25 protein-coding genes are annotated in these 24,347 nt (G+C 65.7%); 14 read left to right on the forward strand and 11 right to left on the reverse strand.

The annotated features are described in order from the left end of the window. Window positions 1-206: 206 nt before the first annotated feature. On the forward strand, window positions 207-764 hold the full coding sequence (locus tag IDT60_RS22030; protein ID WP_191082132.1) for a hypothetical protein: 558 nt from the start codon (window positions 207-209) through the stop codon (window positions 762-764). On the opposite strand, the gene IDT60_RS22035 is transcribed toward IDT60_RS22030, so the two are convergent. Then, the gene (locus IDT60_RS22035) at window positions 751-1,497 is read right to left on the reverse strand and encodes a hypothetical protein (RefSeq protein WP_191082133.1); all 747 of its coding nucleotides are present in this window, start codon (window positions 1,495-1,497) and stop codon (window positions 751-753) included. The two genes, IDT60_RS22030 and IDT60_RS22035, sit on opposite strands and share 14 nt — an antisense overlap. 152 nt (window positions 1,498-1,649) lie before the next feature. Here IDT60_RS22035 and IDT60_RS22040 point away from each other — a divergent pair, with 152 nt between their 5' ends. Then, on the forward strand, window positions 1,650-2,921 hold the full coding sequence (locus tag IDT60_RS22040; protein ID WP_191082134.1) for a type II secretion system F family protein: 1,272 nt from the start codon (window positions 1,650-1,652) through the stop codon (window positions 2,919-2,921). Window positions 2,922-3,054: 133 nt separating this feature from the next. Here the strand turns inward: IDT60_RS22040 and IDT60_RS22045 are convergent, their stop codons facing one another. Continuing rightward, window positions 3,055-4,800 (reverse strand): hypothetical protein, encoded by a 1,746-nt coding sequence (locus IDT60_RS22045; protein WP_191082135.1) that lies wholly within the window; start codon window positions 4,798-4,800, stop codon window positions 3,055-3,057. 295 nt (window positions 4,801-5,095) lie between these two features. On the opposite strand from IDT60_RS22045, the gene IDT60_RS22050 reads away from it, so the two are divergent. From IDT60_RS22050 to IDT60_RS22080, 7 genes are all read left to right on the forward strand, one after another. Next, window positions 5,096-5,542 carry a prepilin-type N-terminal cleavage/methylation domain-containing protein gene (locus IDT60_RS22050; protein ID WP_223884035.1) on the forward strand — a complete coding sequence of 149 codons (447 nt, stop codon included), beginning with the start codon at window positions 5,096-5,098 and terminating at the stop codon, window positions 5,540-5,542. Window positions 5,543-5,617: 75 nt separating this feature from the next. Next, on the forward strand, window positions 5,618-6,196 hold the full coding sequence (locus IDT60_RS22055) for a hypothetical protein (protein WP_191082136.1): 579 nt from the start codon (window positions 5,618-5,620) through the stop codon (window positions 6,194-6,196). After that, window positions 6,196-7,455 carry a hypothetical protein gene (locus IDT60_RS22060; protein ID WP_191082137.1) on the forward strand — a complete coding sequence of 420 codons (1,260 nt, stop codon included), beginning with the start codon at window positions 6,196-6,198 and terminating at the stop codon, window positions 7,453-7,455. Before IDT60_RS22055 ends, IDT60_RS22060 begins: the two co-directional genes overlap by 1 nt. A gap of 89 nt (window positions 7,456-7,544) precedes the next feature. After that, window positions 7,545-10,688 (forward strand): hypothetical protein, encoded by a 3,144-nt coding sequence (locus IDT60_RS22065; protein WP_191082138.1) that lies wholly within the window; start codon window positions 7,545-7,547, stop codon window positions 10,686-10,688. 19 nt (window positions 10,689-10,707) lie between these two features. After that, the gene (locus IDT60_RS22070) at window positions 10,708-11,865 is read left to right on the forward strand and encodes a hypothetical protein (RefSeq protein WP_191082139.1); all 1,158 of its coding nucleotides are present in this window, start codon (window positions 10,708-10,710) and stop codon (window positions 11,863-11,865) included. 37 nt (window positions 11,866-11,902) lie between these two features. Beyond that, window positions 11,903-12,649, forward strand: coding sequence for a hypothetical protein (locus IDT60_RS22075; protein ID WP_191082140.1), 747 nt, complete (start codon window positions 11,903-11,905; stop codon window positions 12,647-12,649). A 163-nt stretch (window positions 12,650-12,812) separates the two neighbouring features. Continuing rightward, the gene (locus tag IDT60_RS22080) at window positions 12,813-13,676 is read left to right on the forward strand and encodes a hypothetical protein (protein WP_191082141.1); all 864 of its coding nucleotides are present in this window, start codon (window positions 12,813-12,815) and stop codon (window positions 13,674-13,676) included. A 102-nt stretch (window positions 13,677-13,778) separates the two neighbouring features. Here the strand turns inward: IDT60_RS22080 and IDT60_RS22085 are convergent, their stop codons facing one another. Then, window positions 13,779-15,512 carry a cell division protein FtsK gene (locus IDT60_RS22085; protein WP_191082142.1) on the reverse strand — a complete coding sequence of 578 codons (1,734 nt, stop codon included), beginning with the start codon at window positions 15,510-15,512 and terminating at the stop codon, window positions 13,779-13,781. Between the two features lie 111 nt (window positions 15,513-15,623). Between IDT60_RS22085 and IDT60_RS22090 the strand changes: the two genes are divergently transcribed. Further along, entirely contained in the window at window positions 15,624-16,448 is an 825-nt protein-coding gene (locus tag IDT60_RS22090) for a hypothetical protein (RefSeq protein WP_191082595.1), read from the forward strand. Between the two features lie 54 nt (window positions 16,449-16,502). Here IDT60_RS22090 and IDT60_RS22095 read toward each other — a convergent pair whose 3' ends face one another. Together IDT60_RS22095 and IDT60_RS22100 are read right to left on the reverse strand one after the other, a co-directional pair. Continuing rightward, a complete protein-coding gene (locus IDT60_RS22095; protein WP_191082143.1) occupies window positions 16,503-16,925 on the reverse strand; it encodes a hypothetical protein in 423 nt (140 codons plus the stop codon). Between the two features lie 51 nt (window positions 16,926-16,976). Further along, window positions 16,977-17,267: a hypothetical protein gene (locus IDT60_RS22100; protein WP_191082144.1), complete on the reverse strand. Its 291-nt coding sequence runs from the start codon at window positions 17,265-17,267 to the stop codon at window positions 16,977-16,979. A 98-nt stretch (window positions 17,268-17,365) separates the two neighbouring features. Here IDT60_RS22100 and IDT60_RS22105 point away from each other — a divergent pair, with 98 nt between their 5' ends. Then, the gene (locus IDT60_RS22105; protein ID WP_223884036.1) at window positions 17,366-18,331 is read left to right on the forward strand and encodes a DNA cytosine methyltransferase; all 966 of its coding nucleotides are present in this window, start codon (window positions 17,366-17,368) and stop codon (window positions 18,329-18,331) included. Window positions 18,332-18,393: 62 nt separating this feature from the next. Beyond that, the gene (locus tag IDT60_RS22110) at window positions 18,394-18,726 is read left to right on the forward strand and encodes a hypothetical protein (protein WP_223884037.1); all 333 of its coding nucleotides are present in this window, start codon (window positions 18,394-18,396) and stop codon (window positions 18,724-18,726) included. Between the two features lie 135 nt (window positions 18,727-18,861). On the opposite strand, the gene IDT60_RS22115 is transcribed toward IDT60_RS22110, so the two are convergent. From IDT60_RS22115 to IDT60_RS22130, 4 genes are all read right to left on the reverse strand, one after another. After that, window positions 18,862-19,401, reverse strand: a complete 540-nt coding sequence (locus IDT60_RS22115; RefSeq protein ID WP_191082145.1) for a hypothetical protein — start codon at window positions 19,399-19,401, stop codon at window positions 18,862-18,864. Window positions 19,402-19,713: 312 nt separating this feature from the next. Further along, on the reverse strand, window positions 19,714-20,847 hold the full coding sequence (locus tag IDT60_RS22120; RefSeq protein WP_191082146.1) for a LysM peptidoglycan-binding domain-containing protein: 1,134 nt from the start codon (window positions 20,845-20,847) through the stop codon (window positions 19,714-19,716). 131 nt (window positions 20,848-20,978) lie between these two features. After that, on the reverse strand, window positions 20,979-21,665 hold the full coding sequence (locus IDT60_RS22125; protein WP_223884038.1) for a hypothetical protein: 687 nt from the start codon (window positions 21,663-21,665) through the stop codon (window positions 20,979-20,981). Beyond that, window positions 21,662-22,366 carry an SOS response-associated peptidase gene (locus tag IDT60_RS22130; RefSeq protein WP_191082147.1) on the reverse strand — a complete coding sequence of 235 codons (705 nt, stop codon included), beginning with the start codon at window positions 22,364-22,366 and terminating at the stop codon, window positions 21,662-21,664. The genes IDT60_RS22125 and IDT60_RS22130 overlap by 4 nt, the downstream gene beginning before the upstream one ends. Before the next feature lie 92 nt (window positions 22,367-22,458). Between IDT60_RS22130 and IDT60_RS22135 the strand changes: the two genes are divergently transcribed. Beyond that, window positions 22,459-22,758, forward strand: coding sequence for a DUF4193 domain-containing protein (locus IDT60_RS22135; RefSeq protein WP_191082148.1), 300 nt, complete (start codon window positions 22,459-22,461; stop codon window positions 22,756-22,758). Continuing rightward, the gene (locus IDT60_RS22140) at window positions 22,724-23,137 is read left to right on the forward strand and encodes a hypothetical protein (protein ID WP_191082149.1); all 414 of its coding nucleotides are present in this window, start codon (window positions 22,724-22,726) and stop codon (window positions 23,135-23,137) included. The genes IDT60_RS22135 and IDT60_RS22140 overlap by 35 nt, the downstream gene beginning before the upstream one ends. Before the next feature lie 31 nt (window positions 23,138-23,168). On the opposite strand, the gene IDT60_RS22145 is transcribed toward IDT60_RS22140, so the two are convergent. Both IDT60_RS22145 and IDT60_RS22150 read right to left on the reverse strand, forming a co-directional pair. Further along, the gene (locus tag IDT60_RS22145) at window positions 23,169-23,456 is read right to left on the reverse strand and encodes a carbon storage regulator (protein ID WP_191082150.1); all 288 of its coding nucleotides are present in this window, start codon (window positions 23,454-23,456) and stop codon (window positions 23,169-23,171) included. 30 nt (window positions 23,457-23,486) lie between these two features. Further along, on the reverse strand, window positions 23,487-24,347 hold the full coding sequence (locus IDT60_RS22150; RefSeq protein WP_191082151.1) for a hypothetical protein: 861 nt from the start codon (window positions 24,345-24,347) through the stop codon (window positions 23,487-23,489).

The raw sequence follows: 24,347 nt of genomic DNA on the forward strand, positions 1-24,347 counted from the left end.
CTCCTGCTGTTCGGGACAGTCCTTATGTGTGCGGACGGGGTCAAAACCTGCACCGCTCTGGGCGGCTGGGGGAGTACCTCCCAGCGGTCCCGGTGACCCTTCCTATGTGTGCGGAGCCGCGGCAATTTCTCCCCGTCCAGGCCCTGTCCGGGCAGCCGTGACCGGAGAATCTGCGCATGCCCCTTTGCTGAGAGGAAAGGACCACCATGACGACGACGAGAACCACGACAACTGCACGTAAACCCAGCCGACGGGCCCGCCTGGCCGCAGTCGCGGCAGGCACCGTTGCCCTTGCTGTGCTTGCCTCCTCGGTACTGGCCAGCGCCGCCAGCATCACGACCGCGCAGCCCGCCGCGCCGGTGACAACGGCGTCCGATCCCTTTGGCCCCAAGGCTGTGGAGCAGCCGGCTCCGCCGACGCCGGCCATCGGCAAGCCCTACCTGGCAGATGTCGCCAACGGAGGCGTCGCCAAGATCACCGTCACCAGCGCCACCATGACGAGCCCCACCGTGCTGACCCTGGACGTCGGCTGGGATTCCTGGGCCGGAGCCACAACACCGGACCCGGCTGCAATCCAGGTGCTCGACGCCAACGATGCCCCCGCCACGCGGCTCCCGGTCACCGAGGACGCGCTGCCGACGGATCCGGTCCAGCCGGGTAAGCCTGTCCGGGGCAAGGTCGCCTTCGACATTCCCGCCGGCCCGGCCACCCTGGTCCTCAAGCCGTCAGGCGCCGCGGAGGCTACCCGGATTACTCTGAAGTAGCAGCAGGTGCCTTACCGAACTTGCGGACCAGCAGGAGGCTCACCAGCGTCCCCAAGCCCAGGCTGGCCCAGCTAGGGCTAACCGGCCACGAGTCCACGAGCTCGTGCTCGGGTGGGAGGATATTTCCTGCAGCGGCGAGGGCTGTTCCCGGCACCAGCTGAACCAGCGTCAGAAGGTGGTCGCTGCGGTGCAGGCGGTACGGCAACCAGCCATCTCTGATCTTCCAGAACAGGTAGCCACCCAGAACCGCCATGCTGACGCCCGGGAGGGCCAGGAAGAGCCAGATTTCTGCCCGGACTCCCGTTTCGGTTGGGTTCGTGGGCGGCGTGATCTGGTGGAGGTGCCACATGAAGGCGGTCACCGCGGCGACCAGAAGAGTGCCGCCCCAGAAATAGATCCAAGGGCTGGTGCGGTCGACTTCCCTGGGGTCGGCGGCCTGAAGTTGCTTGGCTTTGTCCCGGCCGCCTTCGCCGGCACCGTCACCCTTTCCGGGCTCGCCACGGTTCCCGTCTGCTACGTCTGGCATCTCGGCTTCCGCACCGGCCTCTCCTGCTGGCTCTTCAGGCTCTTCAGGCGCGATGGGTCCAGGAGTCGATGCCGCATTTCGGCCGATGAGCATCAGCGCCATCCACAGCGCCCCCGCAAGCGACAGTGGCACGAGTACCACGTCGCGCAGCCGGAAGCCTCCACTTCTGACAATGCCGCCGGCGCGCCGTGCTGTCCTGGTCCCCATAATGCTTCCCCCAATTCCGCCGCACTCTGCGGCGTCTCCTAGAGAGAGTAGCGGGATTCGCCTAACACCCATGGACGAGGTGTCTACGCATGTTAGGCGGCAGAACCTCCGGGCCTGCCTGGCCTGGTCCTGCTGAAGCACCGGGAGCATCTTTGAGCACCGCCACCCTGCCCGCCGCCGCGAGGGCCGCCACTGACAAGACGAATGCGTCCTTCTCCTACGTGGTCACCACCGTGGACGGCAAACCCAACCGGGGGACCGTCATTGCCCAGGACCGCCGGGCCGCGATCGCCCGGCTCTCCGCCAACCCCGAATTCCGGTCCGTGCTGGCCGTCTCCGAGGCCGGCGGCATCTCGATCTCCAAGAAGGCCAGCGCCAAGCCGCGGTCCCTGGTCGCGTTCTCCCGCCAGCTGGCCCTCTGCATCGAGGTCGGCATGGAGGAACGGGAGGCCATCACCACCATCCTCAAGGGCGGTGACATGGAGGATGCCGTCCTCTCGCATGGCCTGGCCGAGGTGAACAAGGAGATGGGCAACGGCGTACGGATGCACGACGCCATGTCCCACTACCCGTACATCTTCCCGGAAACCATGTCCGCGACCCTGCGGGCAGGCTTCGAGGCCGGTGACCTGAAGACGGCCGCGGAACAGGTGGCCGACGACATCGAGGCCGATGACGACCAGCGCGCCCGCATCAAGAAAGCCCTGACCTACCCGACCGTCGTGCTGGCGCTGTCAATGCTGATCTTCATCTTCCTGATGGTCGGAGTGGTCCCGCGCTTCGCGACCCTCTACGACAGCCTCTCCAACGGCCGCGCGTCCCTGCCGCCCATCACCCTGCTCGTGCTCGGCATCTCCAACCAGATGTTCTGGATGATCCCGCTGTTCACCGTACTCACCGGCGCGACCCTGATCTGGTACAAACGCAACTACCGCGAAGAGAAGGTGCGCGCCTTCGTGGACCCGCTGAAGCTCAAGCTGCCGATCTTCGGGCCCATGTTCCTGAAGGTCTCCCTCACCAGGTTCTGCCGCACCTACGCCTCTCTCTCCACGAACCTGCACCCGGTGAAGGCCCTGGAGATCACGGCCGCATCGGTGGGCAACCTCGTCATGGAGCGGGCCATCCTGAATGCCCGCAACGGCAAGCTCAACGGCAAGGAAATCTCCGAGTCCCTCGCCTCGGAACCCATCTTCCCTCGTCTGCTGCTGACCTTCGTTGCCATCGGTGACAGCACCGGCAAGTCCTCCAAGGCGCTGCGCGCCATCGGCCGGCTCTACAAGCGCGACGTGGACGACATCACCAACCGGATGGAAGCTCTCATCCAGCCGTTCTTCCTGGTCCTGATCGCCGGCATGGTCCTCATCATCGCCCTCGCAATCTACCTTCCATATTTTTCGTTGGGCGACATCATCAGCCCCTTCTGATCGTTGTTTTTGGGGGTCCAGCGCGGCCGCAGATTAGCAATTCCGGACCTAGATTTCCTGACCTTAACAATTGCTAATTTGCGGCCGTAGCGCGGCACTTCCCGTGCCCCGAGGATCTCGGGCCTTTCCCGAACTATTGGGTCCGGTACATCGGGGGCGAATCCAGGTACGTGGGTGCCTGTTGATGGTTGGGACGAACGATGAGCCTTGGTTCCGAGGGGTCGTGCGCTGAAGTGTAGTCGGGCTCGCAGGAAGGCAATGGAGTACCGCTGGCAGCCAGCCACCTCGCACAGTTCCACGGTGTTCCCGCAGGAAAATATCGCAGGTAAATCGAGCTGGCCGTCGTGCAGTGGTCTCCCAGGTCCATCTGCACGCACAGCGTGTAGTCCATAGCCCCTGGAACACGGTCGGAAGGGCCGGCAGTTTCCACTTGCACAGTCGGCGTCCTCTTTTTGAGTTCAGCGCCGTCGAAGCAGGTTGTCGGGGTGGCCCGGGTGCACCATTTTCCGCTGAGCGCGTCGGGAAGCCCGGGGATGGCGGCAGCTGCGGGGGAGGGGGAGCGAGATGGGGTGGTGGCTGCTGGATAGGTGAGGGCTATGGTGTAGCCCTTGTAATTCAGGGCCGTGTCTGCGGCTGCCGCGAAGCCGCTGGCAGCTGTCTTGAGGCCCGACCATAGCCAGCTCATCACCTGGGCGAGCCTGACAGCGACAAAATTCTTGAGTATTTCTTCCGGAGCGTCGGCTAAGGCCACGCGTTCCATTACCTTGCCCATGCACGACATGACTGTGCCGAGTGCGCCGTCCAGATAGCTGCCTGCGGCCTTAGCGTTTGTGACGTCGACCGTGGCCATCCCCTGAAATCCTGCCACGCAGTCGGCGGCGTCAACAGCTGTCTGGATCTTCTCGACTGGCACCTTGCCTAGGAGATTTGTTGTCTCGAACGCCATGGCTGCTGTCTGGATGCCAAACCAGAGCGCCGTTGCAAGGTAGGCCGGGGGAGAGGGCTGGAGGTTCACACCTTTCAAACCGCTGGATTCATCCACCTTGTACTCCACGGTCTCACCAGGTCCGATGATGTCGATGACGTTGGCACGCTTCGAGGGCGCGGTGATGTACTTGGCGAGCCGTGGCACCATTTGCCCGAAATCCAGGCTGCGGCTCCCCATTGTCAGGCCCGGGGTGCGCTCCGCGGACACTGCGTAACCGCGGGAGTTGTTCACCTTCAGAACAGTTGTGCCGTCCGGCGCTCTGCCGAGGCACCATTGCACCCTGCCGCCGCTGTCGCTGGTAACCGACACACCTCCTGTCCTGGCCTCCGCCTGGAGCTCACACTGTGGCTGTTCCCCGGTGCCGGAATCCCGATAGATGCGGTCCAGCTGGCCGCGCGCCTTATCCATCAGCCAGTCCCACTTTTCGGTGATCCAGTTGGAGAAGTGGGTCGTGCGCACCACTAGGTCCCGGCCGGACACCTCGGTGTCCAGGACGTATTGGATCGGGTCACCGGGGTTCTCGTTGAACCCAACGAGTGGGGCAGGTTCACCGTCGACGACGACGTCCTTGAACACCAGCGTCGCCTGGCCGGTCAGTTGCGCCCCGTCCAGGCTGATTGCCCAGCCGGAACGGTTCTCAGGCAGCGCGACCGGTTTGACGTTCAATCGTCCCTCACCAGTAAACGAGGCCGCCGGAATCCGCACCTCCGGTGAACCGCCGCTGCTGGGCAGCACCACATCTTTGGCTTGGCTGACGGTGACCTCGCCATCGGCGTCCGGCTTCGCCACTGCGGTCCATGGAGGGGACCACACGCCTGTCAGCACCAGCACGACCGCCAGCGCGCAAACGACCGCGATCACCGACAGGGCTACCCCCAGAAGCCTTTTCATACCGACATTCTCAGGGGTGCGACGGCATTTTCGGCGTAACCCGCCCATTGTTACGCGGCGGTGAGCAACCGCGGGAAATCTACGCATGTACAGAGCCGAGTGGGCTCAGCCTGCTCGCAACAGGCGACGAGCGATGGAAGGGCATGGATTGTTCGGCCAATTCCTGGAGGCAGGGCACGTGTCCGGCCCGCCCTGACACCACCCCGTACACCCGTCCCGCGAAATCTACGCATGTTCAGCGGCAGCACTGCCTTACCGCTTCACCCACCTGAAAGTCCCATAGAAAGAGACACCCGTGAAGACAGCACTTCGTTTCCTGAACCCCAGCGCTGCCCGCGCCCGGCTTCTGAAGGCCAAGCCGGAAGACCGGCGGGAACGCGGCTTCTCGCTCATCGAAACCATGGCCGCCATGGCGATCGTCGCCATCCTCGCCCTGGCGATCGTCCCGCAGTTCGGCCGGTACATGGAGCGCGCCGCCGTGCAGAACGTCATCTCCGACATCTCCTCCGCGCAACTGCTCGTCGCCTCTGACTACGCGCTGTCCGGCAAGACCGCCTATGCGGCAGCCGACGTCACCGCATCCGTCGCTGCGACGACCAAGAACACGGAGACGACCCTCACCTCGGCGGTCAACACCACCACCAACTCCTACACGATCACCGGCACGTCCCTGGCTGTGAAGAACTACACCATGGTCTTCGACAGCAACCTCGGCAAGCTCGCCGTCAAGCGCGTCTCCTAAGTGGTCGCCGCCCCGGGCCTTCGCGGTCCGGGGCGGCCCCCTTCCCCCGGCAGGCAACGACAGAAAGAGGACACGATGGATGCAGCAGCGGGCAACGCAGCATCATCCTCTGTGGACCTCGCTGCCGCCGCTCCTCAAGTCCTCGTCGTCCGCGGCCGGAAGCACAAGGAACGCGGGAATTCTCTCGTGGAGGTAATCATCTCCATGGGGCTGCTGTTCACCATCCTCACCGGATTCAGCGCGGCATACTTCAAGTCCAACGACGTCATGAAGGTTTCCGTCAACGAGACGGTGGCCGACCAGGCAGCAGCCGCGTACATCGAAAAGGCCCGCGCAGCCCAGTGGTCAACCGTCGGGACCGACACTGAGAACACCGCGCAACTGCCGGACCCGACCCTGGTGGTCAAAGGCGGCTCGCTGCCGGCTCTCTCCACCGTCACCATCCGCGGTCTCACCATCACTTTGAAGACGTCGATCGGCTGGACCAAGGCACCCATCAAGGGCGCCACCTACGGCAGCAAAACCCTTTACATCGATGCTTCCTGGCAGGAACGGGCAGGCGTCCCCGGCAGCATCCGCACTGTCCGCCAGGAGACCACCCTGACACCAGGGGTTGACCAGGCAGTGCCGTCCGGCATTCGGGGAGGTTCCTGATGAGCGTCGCCCGCCTCTCCCGGCCCACCGCCGCCCTCAAGTCGCGGTCCCGCAAGGAAAAAGGCTTCGCCATGGCCTTCGTCCTGATAATGCTGATCCTGCTCTCCGGGCTGACCTACATGTCCGCCGCCACGACGGGACGCACCATCAAGACCGCGGTCATGTCGCGGGACTTCGTCGAATCCGGGCAGCTCGCCGACGCCGCTGTCCAGGATGCCCTGTACCACCTCAATGAGGGCAACCCCGCTGCGCTGCCGGTGGCCGGGTCCCCGAAGACGGGGTCCAACTCGACCGGCACCTGGTCCTGGTACGCCGATCCGGTCAAACCGGGCCTGGGCGGCGGCCGCGCAACCGTCATTCACGCCAGCGGCACCTTCCGCGACGTCACCCGCTCCGTCACTGCCGGCGCGAACTCCCTGAACGTCGGCGGGTTCAAGGTCTTGGCCGACAAGCAGATCCAGTACGAGGCCGGCCCCGCTGGTGCCTTCAGCCACACTGTCCTGGGGCGGACCGTGAGAGTCCAGAACGGCGCCGGCGTCGGATCAGCGACACCTTTCCTGTCTGGCGTCGTCGGCATCAACGGCCCCGGCCCGCTGGATCTGGCCACCTACCCGGGCCTGACCTCGCCGCTGAACGTTTCGTCCTACCTGCTCTACGGCGGCCAGGCCGCAAACCTGAACGTCAACGGTGCCATCAAGATCCCCGCCGGCATCGGCCTGGACCCCGCGTTCGTCAACGACAACCTGAGCAGGTGCGGCGGCACGGCCCCCGCCGACTGGGTGTCCTCGCGCACCGGCGGCATCCTGGTCGCCAACGACAACGTGGCCTGCTACGCCTCCATGCTCTTCGACGTCCCCACCACCGTTGTCGGCACCGGCGCGTTCAACGCCTTCGTCACCGGCGCCGTCACCTTCAACGAAAGCGCCAAGGCAGCCGCCTCGGGCACCGCCCTGAACATCTACACCAACGGCAACGTCACCTTCAACACCACCCAGGTGACGGGCACCCCAATGGAAGTCCGGAACACCTTCATCTTCGCTCCCAAGGGCGCCTGCACGACGGCCCCGTTCCGCGCCAGCACCAAGGGCCTGACCTTCAGCGGATCCCTGGCCTGCGACAGCGTCACGGTGGCTGGACAGTTCACCGGAACCCCTGCAGTGAACCCGCTGGGCAATGACCCGGCCAAGGAAGGTGCCCTGTATTCGAGGGAGATCTGGACCCTTGTCGACTACAAGCAGCCGTCGGGAAGCCGCAGCTGATCAGGCGACGGTGAGCCGTCCCGCGTTTACCTACGCATGTTAGGTGCTGAGCCCGCCACATCGTGCCACCGGCCGCACACAGGAGAGGTATGGCATTGAAATTCAAGATCCTCGGCAAGCAGTTTGGTTTCGGCATCGCCGAAGCCATGCTGTCCATGGCGGTGGGTGCTGCCGTCATTGGCGGTGGCGTCTCCTACTTCGGTGAGGTCAGCCAGACGGCTGCCACATCCACAGTGCTTCAGGAAAAGACCAGCCGCGTCACCGACGCCCTGAACCGGACAGCGCAGAACGTCCAGGTCTCCGACCCGGTGCTCTACGCGACCCCGGACCAGCTGATGACCGCGTCCGTCGACGGTGACGGCAACAAGGTCATGACCCGGTTCCTGAAGTCCGGCGCGGCCTACTACCAGCAGACCTGGACCGGCTACACCGGCTCCTACATGCCCGATCCCGGCCTGTGGATTGACCCGTCCGTGCAGGCAGCTGCCGCCCCCAACGGGGACGGCAAGCAGAGCACGATGACGCTGATCTCCAACGTCGCCCCCACGGCATCCTCGGCGTTCTCCTACGTCGGTGCCACCGGCAACACCATCGATGCCTCCGTCGCGCCCCTGACAACCACGGCCGGGAACACCAACCAGATCAAGCTGGTCAACATCAACCTGGCCGCAAACACCGTTGTCTCCTCTGACGGTGCTCAGCAGTTCTACGCCAACTCGACCGCCGCGGCTCCGAGGAACACCGCTGCCGGCGTCTCCGACGGCACCGTCGTGGCCCCGATCTGCCCCGCGACGTCCTTCACCGCGGCCAGCACCCCGACCCAGCCGGAGCTGACCTGGACCGAGGTTCCGGGCGCGGCGTCCTACATCATCTACCGCAACTCGGCCGTGGTGGCGACACCGAACGCGACCACCACCACCTGGAAGGACGTTTCCAACCCGGCCGGTGTCTCCGACTCCACCACCTACCGCGTGCTGGCCCAGTCCAGCAGCGGAGCGATCTCCGACTCCTGCCGGCCCGCCGTATGGCGGCCCCAGATCGGTCAGCCTGTGCTGATCAACTCCACGGTCCAGCCTGCCGGTGCCGACCCGAGCGCCTGGAACAGCACCACGCTGACCGCTCCGCGCATGGTGTTCAACTGGAACGCCGTCACGGGTGCCTCCGGCTACCAGCTGCTGTACCGCGAGGTCGACCCGGTCACCGGCAGCCCGCTGGGCACCGGCGCCTACACGAACATCGTGCTGGATGTCTCCACCCTGTCCTACACCTGGGACGGGGCCGGCTGGGGCAAGCGCTACGAGTGGTACCTGAAGGCCGACGCCCGCTCGGGCCAGTCCTCTGAGTCCCGCCACACCCAGATCCTGGCCCACCCGACTGCCCCGAAGGGCACGACCGTGAAGGCGTCCTACCTGGATGACACCAAGGGCACGAACGACCTGACCTGGACCGCTGTGAGCACGGCGACCCGGTACGACGTGTGGCGCTACACCGCCGGAACCTCGGGAGCTGCGACCCTCGTCGGCTCCACCACGGGCCTGTCCATCAAGGACACGGTTCCGTACGGTTCCAACTACACGTACTACATCGCATCCCGGAACTCCGGCCCCCGCGGCACGGACGCTGCCGGCAACGACGTCACCGCAGACCGCTCCAGCCCCTCCCCGGAGTCTGCTGCGGCTGCTGCCAACAAGTCCGCCAAGGTGACCCAGCTGCAGTACCCGCCGATCCCGACGGTTGCCCCGATGGGCACGGCTGCGACCAACACCCGTGACTACGACGGCACCAACCGGATCATCTGGAACCCGGCCACCTCGGCCACCGGATACAAGGTGGGCCGCTTCGCGGTCAGCAACGCGGCCCTGACCTGCCTGACCGGAACCGACTGCAACGTCAACTCCGGCGGCACCACGGCCACCCAGCTCGACGACGTCGCGGCGCCTGGCACCCAGTTCGATTACGCCGTCCTGGCCTACAACCCGACCGGCATGTCACGGGCGTTCTCGGCCAAGGCCCGGCTCACCCAGCGGCCGCCGGCCCAGACGCTCACGGTCACCCGCACCCCGGACCTGACCAACGACTCGTCCTCGTTCACCGCGGTCCAGAACGCCGACGCGGGCAACACGGGTGCAAACCTGTACTGCACGAGCGCGACATGCTCCTACGACCTGCTCCGGGACGGTGCCGTGGTGACCACCACGAACCACTCCCAGAGCGGTGCGACGCTGGCCTACAACAACGTGTACAACCCGCCCGGAGCCACCATGGACTACCGGGTCCGGGCAAAGAACGCTGCCATCACCAACGGCGGGTACTCGGACACGGTCTCGACCAAGGTCGACACCTACCCGGGCAACTTCGCCACCGGCCAGTCCCTGGGTGACTACTGGGGCAACATGCGCAGCCGCTTCCGGGTGAACATGGTCAACAGCGACATCAACGGCTCCAGCACCGGCATCCAGAACGGCTACACGACCCTCTGGTACGGCGCCTCAGCCGGCGCCACCTGGTTCGAGTTCGCCCGTTCGGTCGACAGCACCCGCGAGGCCCGCTCCAGCGACCCGAACCTCGGCCTGCCCGACCGCATGTGGTACTACGGCACCTACCAGGGCGGCGGAGCGAACAACTGGACGATCATCGCCGCCCCCGGCACGCTCTACCACTGGGACATCCGCGCCCACGCCGCGAACGGGCTGTCGCGGAACATCACCACCTCCAGCTTCTGGACCCCGCCGGATGTTCCCAACACAGGCACCACGATCGTGACCTGCTCGGGCAACCAGTACACCGACCAAAACAGCGCGACGTGGGACTGGCCGAACCACCACATCGGGGCACGGATGATCGCCAACAACCACCGAACCATCTACGGTGACTACTCCGGCACAAGCTACATCGGCTTTGCGCAGTACAAGGGCGGCAGCCGGGCTGACACCAGCTGGCTGTACTTGAGCTGGGCTGACGGTGACTCCGACGTCAACAGCGGTCCCGGCCAGGGCTACTACTACGGCGTCACCAACGGCTTCCACGTCTGGACCGACATCGGCGGGTCGCTGACCTCGACGATCATCGAGCAGTCCATGACCTCGCTGGCCACCTTCGGCCGGGGCTGTGGGCCGGCGGGCGGCTGGTGGTGGGATCTGTGGGAGCCCACGGACGCCTGCTACGGCTACCAGCCCGGGCAGCCCTGTGAGGCCAACAACCCCTGGAACCGCCCGCAGTGGCACTCCTTCTAACAAAGGCTTTACCCGAACAATGAAAAACACCACCCACCGCACACGGTTGCTGCTCCTCACCCTCGGGGTGGCAGCCGTGTTCGTGGCCGTCACCGTTTTCGCTGTCTCCTCATCACACCGCCAGGCCCCGGCTGCCGCCGGAATCAACCCTGCGGCACTGTCCCTGGCGCCTACAGTCCCGGGCCTGGCCGCGGCTGATTCAGACACCGTTGTGCTTGCCCCGCACACGGGGGAGTGGTGGAAGAAGATCACGGCGATGGCACCGGCATCGATGGGGCTGCTGCCGCTGGACCCGGCAGGAGCTGGCGCGCCGGTGCTTCGGCTGGGTTACTCGCGGGGTCCTGACCATGCCGTACACGAGATCCCGAACACCGGTCCGCTGCGGCTCGTTTACCTGGAGGCAGCAAGCGCCGGGGACGCCGACATCATTGCGACCTGGCTCAAGAACCAGCCCCGGTACGACAACCGCCGCGTCCACGTCCAGGACCGCACCGTCATCGTGGGCCAGTCCTGGGACAGCACCTACGCGGTGCCGGAGCAGGCGATTCAGACGGTCGCGGCCTACCGGCCCGGGAACGCCACGGCCCAGGGTTCCATGTGGCTGAACGTCGACCAGGAGATCGTGGCGCTGACCGGGGGAGCGGACACCAAGAGCGGAAAGGTCTACTCCGCCATCCTGTCGAAGGGGCTCGGCTTCAAGCCCGGCACCACCTGGATCGGATTCAGTGACAACGGCGACGACTGGTCCGGTGACTTCGCCGCCGGCGGCGTGGACAAGGCCCAGATCAGCTTCGACGATGCCAGGGCTGTCCTGGACGCCGATAAGAAGGTCCTTGCTGAGGGCAAGGACGGCAACGTGACCACCAGGCTCATCGACGCCGGCACGGGAACCTTGATGAACGGCACGGCCATCACCGCCAACGGTGAAACGCTGGGTGGCGCGTCGACCAAGCACTTCCCGATGGTGGACGGCCAGATCGTCTCCCTCGTCAACAACGTTACGACCTGGACTTCTGCAGCGACGGGGGCCTACTCGGGACCGGAGTCCATCATCCAGCGCACGCTTTCCGCCAACGAGAAGTCCATGGTCATTGGCTACAGCTACGGAAGCGGTGACCCGGCAGCGGCCACCGGCCAGTCCCCGTTCGGTGCGGGAATCGGAAATCCGACGAAATAAGTTGACAGCATGCATTTCTACGTGTAACTTCCGGAACATGGAGAATTCTATGAAGCGCGGACTCAGCGCACTTGCAAGCGTCGCCGTCCTCGGCGGGTCCCTCTTCCTGGGCGCCGGGCCCGCCTACGCCTGCCCGGCAGGCCATCACGCCATCACCATGGGCGGCGTGAGCTCCTGCGTGCCCGATGCCAGCGGCGGCGGCAACGGAGGCAACGTCAGTGTTGACCTCGGCGGTGGCGCCGCACCGTCGGCTCCGAGCCCGATCCAGATGCCCGCCGCACCCGCCCCGGCTCCCGCTCCTGCCTACACGCCGCCGAAGTACGTCCCTCCTGCCTACACGCCGCCTCCCGTCCAGGCTGCGCCCCAGACGCCGTACATTCCCCAGGCACCTGCCGCGGCTACTCCTTACGTCCCCGCCGCGCAGGCTCCAGCCGCCGGCAGCTACGCAGGAGGCAGCAGCTACCGCGCACCCGCGGCCGGCCAGGCCCCGGCCTTCACGGCACCGAGCGGTGTCGCCGTGCAGCGCAACGCTGCCGGCGTCTGGGTGGATCCGTCCACCGGCGTCGCCGCTGACCCGCAGGTCGCTGCACAGGCCGAAGAGGCCGCCGCTGCGGCACCTGCTGAAGCCGCAAAGTCGCCCGAGGCCATCGCCCAGGAGGTCGCTGCCCAGCTGCAGGCCGCCAAGGAAGCCTCGGTGCAGAAGGCCGCCGACAGCGCCCTGACACGCCGCCAGGTGGAGGCAGCGGTGGCCAAGGCCCTCGACAGCGCGTTGGCCCGCCGCTAGAAGTCCATCGAAGAAGCCCCGCCGGGCGAGCAATCCCCGGCGGGGCTTTTGCGTTCCCGGACTTACGGGGAAGCCATCGGCTGGTGGCTGGTGTTATTTGCTGCATGCACGCTAAAATGCTACGGTAACTGACTTTTCAAAACCGCACACCGCCGGAGCACCGATGACACCCACCAACACCACCGCCAAGAACGCTGACGCAGCCAAGGACGGGGGCGCGTCCCTGGCCGCCCTGACCGAGGCCGTCGCCGGCTTCGAGGCATCCCAGTCCGAAGCCCTCGCCGCCATCACCAGGCAAGCCCAGGCCGTAGGGGAGGAGCTTGCCCTCCTGTCCCAGCGGCCCACCCACGAAGAGCTCGCCGGAGTCCAGTCGACCCTGGAGAAGGTTCGGGCCGACCACAGCCAGGAAGTGGGGGAGCTGAAGGCGACCATCGCTGACCGCGACGTCGAACTGGAAGATTTGCGCAGGGCCCGCGCGACGGATGCCGCGACCATCGCCTCCCTCCAGGACCGCTTCCGCTCCTTTGAGGCCGCCGCGCAGAGCATCATGGCCGGTCTTGCCGGGGATTCCTTCACGCCGCCCCCGGTCGCCGTAAAGGAGGCTGCAGCTACTCCTGCGCCCGAGGCTGCGGCTGAGCCTGCCCCCGAGCCCGTGCACGTGGAATCGAAGGCCGAGGCGGCCGCCCCGACAGTTTCCGACGACCCGTTCGGTCTCGACACCCCAGCCGCAGCGCCGGCTCCTGAGGAAGCGGCCCCGGTCGCTGTTGTCATCCCCGATCTGGATGAGGGCGACCCGTTTGACGCCAACCCGGCCCGCGCCGCCCTGCTCGCCCAGGCAGTCGGGACGGACGATCCGTTTGATCTCCCCGAAGCCCCCTCCCAGGAGGAGCCTCCGGCACCGAAGGAAGCTCCTGCGGGCCAGAAGGCAGGGGCCATCGTGGACGACCCGTTCGCGTTCATGGACCTTGACACACCGGCCGCCCCCGCCGTCCAGGAGGCACCCAAGGTCGTCCCGGTTTACATCTAGGCCAGGCACAGCAAAACACCCCCGCAGGAGCTTCCTGCGGGGGTGTTCTTGTAAACCGGACCGTCCGGCGCCATTGACGGCCGGCCCGGGGCTTTCAGCGGGTCAGGCCCGCGACGCCATGTTGGACAGAGCCCTCGACTGGGACGCCGCCAGGGCAGCACCCTTCAGCGGACGGCCGCTCTCGTCCAGTCCGGCGTCACCCATCAGCTCAGCCATCGGGTCCTTCATGGCGGACCTGCGCGCGGCGATGGCATCCTGGTCTTCGGCCGGTTCAAAGGCATCCTCCAGCTGGGCCATCTGCGCTTTGGTCGGCTCCGGCTGGGTTGTCTTCGGGACACCGAGCTTCTCCAGCCAGGCCCGGTAGTCGGTGACGGTGGCGAAGTAGGACTTGAAGACCGCCGGCTCGTCGCCTTCAGGCTCGGAGGAGCCCACACCGCGGGACGCAGCGCCGTCGGAACGGATGTTGTCCGGCACCAGGGGCACCCGGTCCGGGTCCGAGAAGACCAGGCGCCGGTTGCCTTCGGTGGGCTTGGCGCCCATCAGCAGCTTGTGGTGCAGGTTGGTGCGCAGCGCCGGTTCGATACCGGTGTTCGCCGAGGCGACCTGGGTGGCGAGCATCAGGAAGACGCCGGTGAAGCGCAGCTCGGCCGCGACACGCTTGATGCCGTTCTTTAGGATCTCCTTGAACAGGTTGGTCCGGTTGGCCTCCTCAGCCATGTCTTTGAGCAGCTGGGGCGCGTCCTTGCCGGCCTTCGGAACGGCTTCCAGCGCGAACAGGCCGGTCAGCTCGTCGACGATCACGATGAGCGGCTTCAGCGCAGCCGACTTGGGCAGCAGCTTCCAGTCGTTGACCCCATGGCTCTTGATCAGCTTGGACCGGCGCTCACCCTCCTCCATGATCAGCCGGATGGCCACCGCGGACTGGGCGGGGGACGCGCAGCCCCAGCCGCCGGGCCGGACGAAGTCCTTGCACCACTCAAAGTCGGCGCTCTTGGTCGGCAGGTCGATGATGGCGAGTTCGGCACCCTTGGCGAGCCAGGTGGCCAGGTAGCAGTTCAGCAGCACTGTTTTGCCGCCGCCGGAGATGCCGCCGAGCTGGGCGTGGGCGCCGGCGTTCATGTCCAGGTAGAAGGTGTCGCCAGTGCTTTCACCGGCCGCCGGCAGCTTCATGCCCAGCGGGATCTTGAACGTCTCCTTGTCCGTGTGGTCGAACTTCACCACCTTGTTCATGGGTGTCGGGATCATCCCGGGGAAGGTCGGGGGAGCGGATGGGATGATGGACGCCGTGAGCTTCTGGGCGTTCACCTTCACGTACCAGCCGTCGCGGCCCACAACGCTGGTGGCAACCTCCTCCAGCTTGGCGTCGTGCTTGGACGGCATGTAGGTCCGCGGCAGCTCCAGGTCGAACCCGCCGTCCCGGCGCGGGGCCACCTGGACCTCCCAGGGCTTCACGCCCAGGGCGAGGGCTGCGGCCCCGCGGCAGCGTGCAGTCTCGGGGCTCAGCTGTGTCAGCACGGCCTTGCCGAGGAACGGCTCGAACTTCGTCATCTCCCAGCCCTCACCATGCTGGTCAGCCAGCTTCACGGACATCTTCTCGCCGTCGGTCGGCTTCACGGACCGGGGGAGCCGGACTTCCTTGGTCTTGGACTTGTCGTTGTGGCTGACCTCGGTGATGGCAACCTGGCGTGTGGCGACCGCGACGCCGTCCTCAATGGAGTCCACCTCGAAGCCTTCACCGTGGTTGTCGGTGATCTTCTTCATCAGCTGGCTCATGTGCCGGGCGGTGTCGAAGTTCGGGGGAAGCTTCACCCGGATGCGTTCGGTGCTGGAGGCCACGCGTGTTCAGTCCTTCGGTCTGCAGAATGATCTGCCTCCGAACATGCGTAGACACCGACCCGGCAGCCCACATGTCGTGCCCCGGACGCCCTGCCGGATAGGCTCCTTGGCATGGACGACTTCGAGGAATTGGTGGGGGACCTCAAGGCGGGGGCGGAGCGGCGAGGGCTGCGGTTCCTGGAGGCCACGTTCCCTGGGGATCCAGCCGTCATCTTCCACCACGGCACCATCGGTATTGACGACGTCCTGGACATCGCCCAGCACAGCTTCGCGCCGTTCCTCTCGCTGGGCGTCACCCGCTTGGACCCCGCCGAGCTGCTCGACAGCTGGGACCCGGACGAGGACGATGCAGAGCAGGCCCCTCCGGCCGAACTCCTGCAGCGCTGGGAGGAGCGGGCCGGGCAGATCGACGGGGTAGTCCTGCAGTGGATCGCCAGCGGCGCCGTCTACCTCTACCTGGCGGTGCCGGCGTGGAAGCAGGAGCTGGAAGACCTGCGCGAAAACTGGTCCGAGGAGCTGGACGCCCAGCGCACCGACCTCAGCAGGGCACAGCAAATCCGTGTCACCCACCTGGCCGAACAGATCGAGCGGGCACCGGAGTATCGTGCCGGGAACAATCAGACCCGGCCAGCCATCGGCAGGGTGCTCATGGAGCCCATGCTCCAGTCCAACGAGGGAAGGATAGTGTCCTTCTTCGTCCTCAAGGAGGCGGGCCGAATGGTGCGGGACAACGCCCAGGCGGAATTCTCCAAGCTGCTCGGTCAAATGGACCAGCTCGCAGCCGAACTGCGAATGTCACGTCACTGGCTGATGGCCAGGCGTGCCAGCGACAGGACAGCTGTCGCCCGTGACTTCCTGATCGAGCGGCTGGATGGTTATGCCCCTACCGGGGCCATGGTCAACGAACTCCGGCGGCTGGCGGAGAAGCTCCAATAGACAAGGCCCATCGACGGGCGGGCAGGTGTGCCGGAAGCGCTGCGTCAGCCTAATTCAGGGAACACTGACGTTTTCGTCGACCCTCTCATTGAACTGCGGCTCATCCGGGCAGGGAACTGATGCCATCGCGGGCCCGCCGGGCTTCGCCATATAGCGGACGCAGGCGCTGACAGTCCTCTGTTTACCCCACCACCCTCCGCTGGTAGTCAGGTGGTCGCGGTAGTACCGGTCAGCGTAGAAGACGCCGTCGGGATCCCAGCCGAACGAATGTGGAACATCCGCGCCCTGGAATCGGGACCTCACGCGGTCGCGGTCGGAGGTATCAACTTCCGCTGTGAACTGCCTGAACCATTCCATGCCCTCGGCAGCCTGCTGCCTGATGGCACCCCGGCCCATCTCTTCAATACTGGGAGTGGCGCACGAGGACAGCACAAGCACTATGGCCAGCGCGCAGCCCAGCTGTCTGGCACGTCTCATCCATTCCCCCAAATGTCGATGCTTAGCCTGAAATCTCCCCCGGCAGCTCAGTCACGGGGCCTTTCCCTGTATCTCGACATCAGGGTCACCGGCCATATCGGCCCCATCCACAACAACGACCGAGTTGTTTCCGGCTGCGGCAGCAGCTGCCTTCTCGCGCCGCCTTTCACGGATCTGATCCCTCGTGCTCTTGATCTCGCTGCTCACCCATAAGGCGCCAACCGCTGCGCCCCCGATAAGGATGCCCTGCTTCACCCCGGCAAGCTTCAGTCCCTCCTTGAGAGCCGTTGGCCCGCCGTTCCGGGCCGCCTCCTGCAGCAACCTGGTCCAGTCATTCCCCATTGCGGTCTCCTCATCGTTCAAGCCTGCTCCGGTCAACTGTAGCGACGTGTCGCGCTTGCCGGGGGAGCGAACCAGGGGTCTCCGTACACATGCGGGCCATGAGCACCGTGATGCAGACCCCCGCCATCGAACCCGACATCCTTGACCTTTTCGCCGGACCCGGCGGCTGGGACAGGGGAGCCGAGCTGGCGGGGATCGACCCGCGGCGAATCAAGGGGATCGAGCTGGACGCCGCAGCGGTGCAGACGGCCCGCGCCGCCGGGTACAACCGGGTCCACGGCAACGTGCTGGACATGAACCCCGCCGACTACCCGAACGTGAAAGGCCTGATTGCCAGTGCCCCGTGCCCGACGTTCTCCGCTTCCGGCAAGCGCACCGGGCTCTCCGACGACTATCAGCACGTCCTGGACGTCATCACCCACATCGGTGCCGAACCGGGCTGTGACTGCACCTGGGAGGAGATGTTCGGCGACGCCACCGGCATCGTCCAGGACCAGCGCACCCCGCTGGTCCTGCAGGCTGTCCGCCTGGCCTTCGCCCTGCCCAGCCTCGAGTGGTTCATCCTCGAACAGGTCCCGGCCCTGGAGTACATGTGGGAGGACATTGCCGCCGAGCTTTACTCGGCAGGGTGGGAATTTGTCGACGTCGGGATGCTGGACGCCATGGACTTCGGCGTCCCGTCCCGCCGCCGCCGCGCCTTCCTGATCGCCCACAAGACCAAGCCGGTCCACATCCCGCAGCCGACACCCGGCACCGCCCGCACCAGCGCCGCAGCAGCCCTCGGCTGGGGACCCGGGGAGCAGGTCCGGACCCGCGCCAACCGCAAGCCCGGCGGCGGCAACCTGTTCAGCACCGACAACCCGGCCTGGTGCCTGACGGAGAAGGCGAGGACCTGGACACGCGAGTCCGACGGTGCACGCCTGACCAGCTCAGAGGCCGGAGTGCTCAACGGCTTCCCGGCAGGGTTTCCGTGGTCCGGCAGCCGGTCCCGCCAGTTCCTGCAGGCAGCCAATGTCGTGGCCCCGCAGGTAGCGGCTGCGCTGCTGGCAGAGGTCGCCGGCTGATCCGCCACCCCAACGTTCCCTATAGAGTTATCGGGCAAACTACTGCCGACCACGGGGGAATCATGGCTATCGACTGGACAGGGCTGCTGAAGCAAGGACTGAAGGTCGCCGCTGCGCGCCAGCGCCCAGACGCCAATGCCAGTGGTCCGATGGTAGAGCAGGTCAAGGCCGACATGAGAACGATCGTTGACCACCACCACCGCAAACATCACAACGACTGGCTTACCGTCGTCGACGACTCCGGCCCGATGATCGCCTGTATCTGCCGGGGTGGGTACGGAGTCAACGTTCAACACGAGAACGTGATGCAACGCCGGCAGGCGGCGAAGCCCAAGTCCAGGCCCCGAGCAGAGGGTGGGACGTGCGGCGACGAGAACCTGTTCGGGCTCAAGTAGCGCCAGGCAACAAGGCGTGGTTGATGCATCAGATGCAATATCAACCTCTTTAGGTTGACATAACCTACATTATCGGCTAAGTAAAAACGCCCGGGGGAGAGGCTGAACCTGGTCCTTCAGGTCCGCAAAAACCTGCTATTCCCTGCTGTTCTTTTTGCTGCCGAACCGCGCCCGCACCAGGTCGTAAACGGTGAGGGCCAGGATCTTCGAGACCCGAACCGGATTGAAGAGTTTTGCCCTGTGGACCTTGGCAGGATCGTCCTTCGCCAGTGAACGAAGGATCAGCCAGGTAACTGTGAGCCCGGCCAGGCCGGCCAGCAACGTCAGGACAATGATTCGGACAGCGACTTCGATAACCGGACCCAGGGCCGGAAGGACGAAGACGAACACGATGAAGATGACCGCCGCCACGACGAATGCCGGATGCAGTCCTTCGGTGCTTTTGGGGGCGGGCTCCAGGCCCTCGTCAGTCCTCGGCATGTCAGGGACTTCCACGGGGCTGGCGTACAGTGGCGGGCGGCCTTCACGGTGGGCCGTCCGCTGTTCCGCCTCGAAGGTCAGCTTCTTGTGCTGCCAGTTCTGGCTTTGGTAGGCCGACTCCTGGCTGCGCTGGTAGTTGATGTCGTCGCGTTCGCGGGCCGCCTCGTGCATTCGCTTTGAGTTCTCGCCCTGCATGCGAGCTGTCTGCTGACCGGCAGACTCTCCGTCCCACCAACCCATGGTTTACCTGTCCCCCTGGCCTTACGGCCCGTCAATGAATGCAGGGGGCAGTCCGGCATCGCCCCCAATGATGCCAACGTGAGCACGATCCGGCGCACACTAAGTCCAGCGTATGGACAATTACTCGGGCACACAACGTGCGTCAGGGTGAGGTTTGCGCAGGATTGGATCAAGATTCACAGGCAGAAGAGCTGGCCTGGAAACCCCTGATTAGGGGTCGGGAGTGTCAGCGGCCCGGCAGCGTTACCCGCCGGGCCGCTTCAACGATTAGCTGAACTTGGCGACGCGGGCCTTGACCTGGTTCACGTAGACCTTGGTGTCGTCGTACATGCCACGGCTCATCACGGAGTACTGCCCCTGGTAGTACGAGGCAATGGCGATGTCCATGCTCGGGCTGGTCTTCACCAGCTGGAGGATGATGGTCACGCCCGCGGTGATGTTGTCCTGCGTGTTGCGCAGGTTCAACTGGCGGCCGCCGAGGATCTCAGACGCCCAGACACCGGAGCTCGGGATGACCTGCATGACTCCGATAGCTCCGGCCGAGGACGTGACGTTCTGGCGGAAGCTGGATTCCTGCTCACCGAAGGCCAGGGCCAGTGCCGGGTCAACACCCATGGACTGTGCGGTGGCAACGATCATGGACTTGATCTGCGCGACTGACTCGGTGCCCGAGGTGGATGGCGCTGCGGGTGCAGGAGCAGCCGGAGCGGGAGCCGGGGCGGCCGGCACTGCGGCACCGCTGAGCTTGATGACCTGGCCCGGGTGGATGATCGAGCTGGCCGAGAGGTTGTTCAGCGAGTACAGCGTACCCAGGGCGACGCCGGTTCGTGAGGAGATGGCCCACAGGCTGTCCCCGGACTTCACGGTGTAGGTCTGGGCCGCCGGCGCTGCCGGCGCGGGAGCAGGTGCCGGCGCAGCAGCGGGCTGCGGGGCGGGAGCAGGAGCAGCGGGGGCAGCGGGGGCCGGAGTGTTCGCTGAGGTCTTGATGACCTGGCCGGGGTAGATGATCGTGTTCCAGCCCAGGTTGTTCAGCGAGAACAGCGTCTGGAGCGACACCCCGGTGCGTCCGGCGATGGCGGAGAGTGTGTCCCCTGCCTTGACGGTGTAGGTGCTGCCGCCGCTGGCGGGCGCTGCAGGGGCCGCGGGCGCGGCGGCCGGGGCTGCACCGCCCAGGTTGATGGTCTGGCCGGGGTAGATGATCGTGTTCCAGCCCAGGCCGTTGGCGCTGAACAGGGTGCTCAGCGGGACGCCGGTGCTGCCCGAGATCGCGGAGAGCGTGTCCCCTGGTTTGACCTTGTAGGTGTCCGCGGCGTTGGCCGGCGCGGCAAGAAGGGTGGCGAGTACTGCTGCCGAGGCGGCCGCGGTCACCGCGGCGGAGAGTCGGCGGGTGTGCTTATTCATGTAGTGCTTGTTCCTCAGGGGTTGAGCGCAGATGCCGCAGACGAAATTGCGGCCCGCGCCGGGCAAAAGTTGCCCGCCCACATGTGTGCGGAACACGAAGAAAGTCTCCCCCTCACCGGGAGAGCCAGGGGCTACCTGCCGATCAGGGTCCGGTCCCGTGGAGGCGGAACGGCCTGCCGGTCGTCATCGATCCGGTAGATGGTCCTGAAGTTGGCGGTGAGCAGGGTGATGTCTTCAGTGGTGATGTTGATGAACGCAGACCGTTTCTTCAGGTGCAGGAAGAGTTCCGTCGAGGGCCACAGCACCTCGTCGACGTAGGTGTTGAAGGACCGGCCGCTGGCCCTGGTGTAGGCCCTGAGCACCGCCATGTCACTGATCCGGCGGCCGTAGGCGAGTTCGATGTCCACGTCACCGACAGGGTCAATCTCTGCGTCCAGGTAGCTCCCGAAGACCCGGAGCGTATCGATGAACATCGGCTTTGACGGGTCGGCGTTGTAGGCCCGCGCCCGGCCCAGCAGCTCGATGACGAGGCGGTCTGCGGTCTTCCGGCTGATGGGCCTGCCGAAGCTGGCCATCGCCAGGGAGTTGCCGAGGATGGTGGTATCCCACCAGACATCACCGTGGTTGTCGGTCCGGATCTTCTCCAGGTACCCGGCTGCCTCCAGATCACCGAAGACGGTGTCCAGCTCAAAACCGGTGCCTTTCAGGAGGTCTTCGACTATCCCAGCGACCATTTGCCGGCCGCGGAACTTCCGGACGACGGCGCGCGCCAGCTCGGCCGGCAGGCCCGCGATGACGTCGGTTTTAGATACCCTCACTCGGCCGGTTCGATCAGCTCGGGGCCGTTGTTCCGGACGCTGTTCACCCGGGTGCTGACGATCCGCGGGACCAGGGTTGGTTCCGGCAGGGAGTCGATCAGGTGCTGCACGTCGGCTTTGTCCGTGAGGTCTGGATCCAGCCATTCGGCGAACCGGTCCCGGGGCACAATAACCGGGCTGCGGTCATGCACGTGCCCCAAAGCGTCCTGCGTCGTTGTGGTCAGCACCGTGCAGCTGAGCAGCCACCGGCCCGGGTCATCCTCCGGCAGGGACGGGTCGGCCCAGAACTCGTACAGGCCGGCGAAGCCTAGCAGCGGCTCTTTCTCGGAGTACAGGTAGTTCGGGATCTTCTTGCCGTCCTCGGTCTTCTGCCACTCGAAGTACCCTTCGGCTGGGACCAGGGCCCTCCTCTTCACGGCGGCCTTCCGGAATGACGGCTTCTCCAGCACCGATTCGCTGCGCGCGTTGATCAGCTTGGAGCCGATCTTGGCGTCCTTGGCCCAGGACGGAACCAGGCCCCACTTGGCCACCAGCAAATGCCGCTCGATGCTGCCCTCATCCAGCCGCTCGGCCACGATCGGCACAGCCTGGGTAGGCGCCACGTTCCAGCTCGGCGGCGGCGGTGTGCCCTCCACCTCCTTGGCGTCAAAGTAGGACAGGAGGTCCCCGGTGGCTCTGGACATCACGTATCTGCCGCACATGGGCCCATTCTGCCCCACGGCTAGGGAATTCTTCCGGCATCCGGTATGTTGCAGTCGCCGACAATCCATCGACAGAGAAGAGATGCACTTCCGTGGCAACTGATTACGACGAACTGCGCACCGACGTCAAGGAATCCCAGGACAGCTCACTGGAGGCCCTCCAGTCCGCAAAAGCCCCGGATGCCAAGTCCGTTGTCCAGGAACTCGACGAGGCCGACGTTTTCGACGGCCTCACACCCGGTGGCGAGTTCATCGCCGAAGAGCTCGTCGTCGAGGTCATCCCCCAGGCCAGCGATGAGTTCACCTGCTACTCCTGTTTCCTGGTCCGCCACCGCTCCCAGATGGTGCGGGAAAAGGATGGCCACGGGTACTGCGTTGAGTACGAAGGCTGAGCCGCGGTACTGGCCGGCCATAGACCGGAAGTGGTGGGATTCGCTCGAGGACTTCAGGCTCATGACCCTCGACGAATGCGAAGCGCACTTCGAGACGCTGTTCGGGGACCCCGAGCCGTACATGCGCCAGCTCATCCGCGTCTTCGTCGACGATGAGACGCTGGCCCCGAGCTACCAGCTCGGCGAGGACGGACTGCTGCATCCTGTCGTCCAGGCCCTGTTCAAGCGCGCCTTGGAACTCAGGGTCCCCCACAACTCCTTCACGCACTGGATGCTCACTCCCCTGCCGGGGAAGAACTACCCGCGCCCCGTCGCCGCACTGGAGTACCCCGAGCGGCTCATGGAGTACCTGGAGGACTACGCCCGCAACCGGCCCTGACAATCATGGGCTGAGGGCGTCCAGACGGCCCTCAGGAGCCCTGACGTGCCGCTCCCCCGGCCGCCGGGCCTGGCGGCTTTACGGGGCCGCCCAGCGCCCCCAGGGCGGCGACCAGGCTGCCCTCGGCCACGACGGAGGCACTGGCGGCGGCACGGTTTTCCGCGCCAATGGCTGCCAGCACTTCGCTGCGGGTGATCTTCACGCTGCGGGGCGCATCGATGCCGATGCGGATCTCTCCCCCGGGCCCTTCCATGACGGTGAGGACGATGTCGTCACCGATGTTGATCTGTTCGCCGAACTTCCTTGTCAAAACCAGCATGGCTTCCTGCCTTTCGTGGTGCCGGGAGGCTTAGGTTGTGGACCGTTTGGCCCTGCGGCCGTCAATCCATCCGATGGGCAGGTCAAGGTCGTGCACGGTCTCCGGCGTCCGTGTGTCCTGGTAGTTCACGACGGCCAGTGCCTGCACCGGCGCCGACCAGCCTACTTTCTTCACCCAGGCCTCGGTGTCGGTGTGCTTCCTGGTGGCGTCCACGACGACCCACACCTGGTCCGCCTTCAGTTCGGTCAAGGCGTTGGTGCGCAGTGAACCGTCAGTGCCGAGACCGAAGGCAACGAAGAGCGGCTCCCGGGCGATTACGGCTGCGGCCTGGGCCGTGACCAGGCCCTGCCGGCTGACGATGTGGTCGGTGCCGTACGCCCTGAAGGACCCTGCGGTGAGAATGGAGGAAGACCTGACTACGGCGGCCATGGACCGGACCGTGGCCAGGGCGTCAGCGCCCAGACCGGCGACAAGGATGACGTCCCCTGCTCCTGTCAGGAGGTCCTCCGGGCCCTTGGCCGACTCAGGGCCATCACTGAGGGTGGACTTCTCCAGGGACTCCATCAGTTCGCCGAACGAGCGGGTCGTGGTCGACAATTCCGGGGTTGAGGGCCCCTTGGGGATTGCACCGTGCATGGCGGCGTCGGCCTTGTCAGCATCGGCGAGCAGGGCTGCCACGCCGGCACGCGGGGGCACCGGGTGGGAGGAAGACTTTTGCCGGGGCATCGTGGGAAACCTGGCAGTTGGCGCGGCGTCAGGAACCTCGACGACAACCTCGAAATGGGTCTTGGCCAGGAAGCCGCCAATGCCGCCTGTACGGACCTTCTCTGCGGAGATGATGGCTGAGCCAGGCGGGTACTCGTTCAGGACCCGGGCCTCAAGGCCCTCCAT

This window comes from Pseudarthrobacter sp. BIM B-2242, assembly GCF_014764445.1.
In the GTDB taxonomy this organism is placed as follows: Bacteria; Actinomycetota; Actinomycetes; order Actinomycetales; family Micrococcaceae; genus Arthrobacter; species Arthrobacter luteus_A.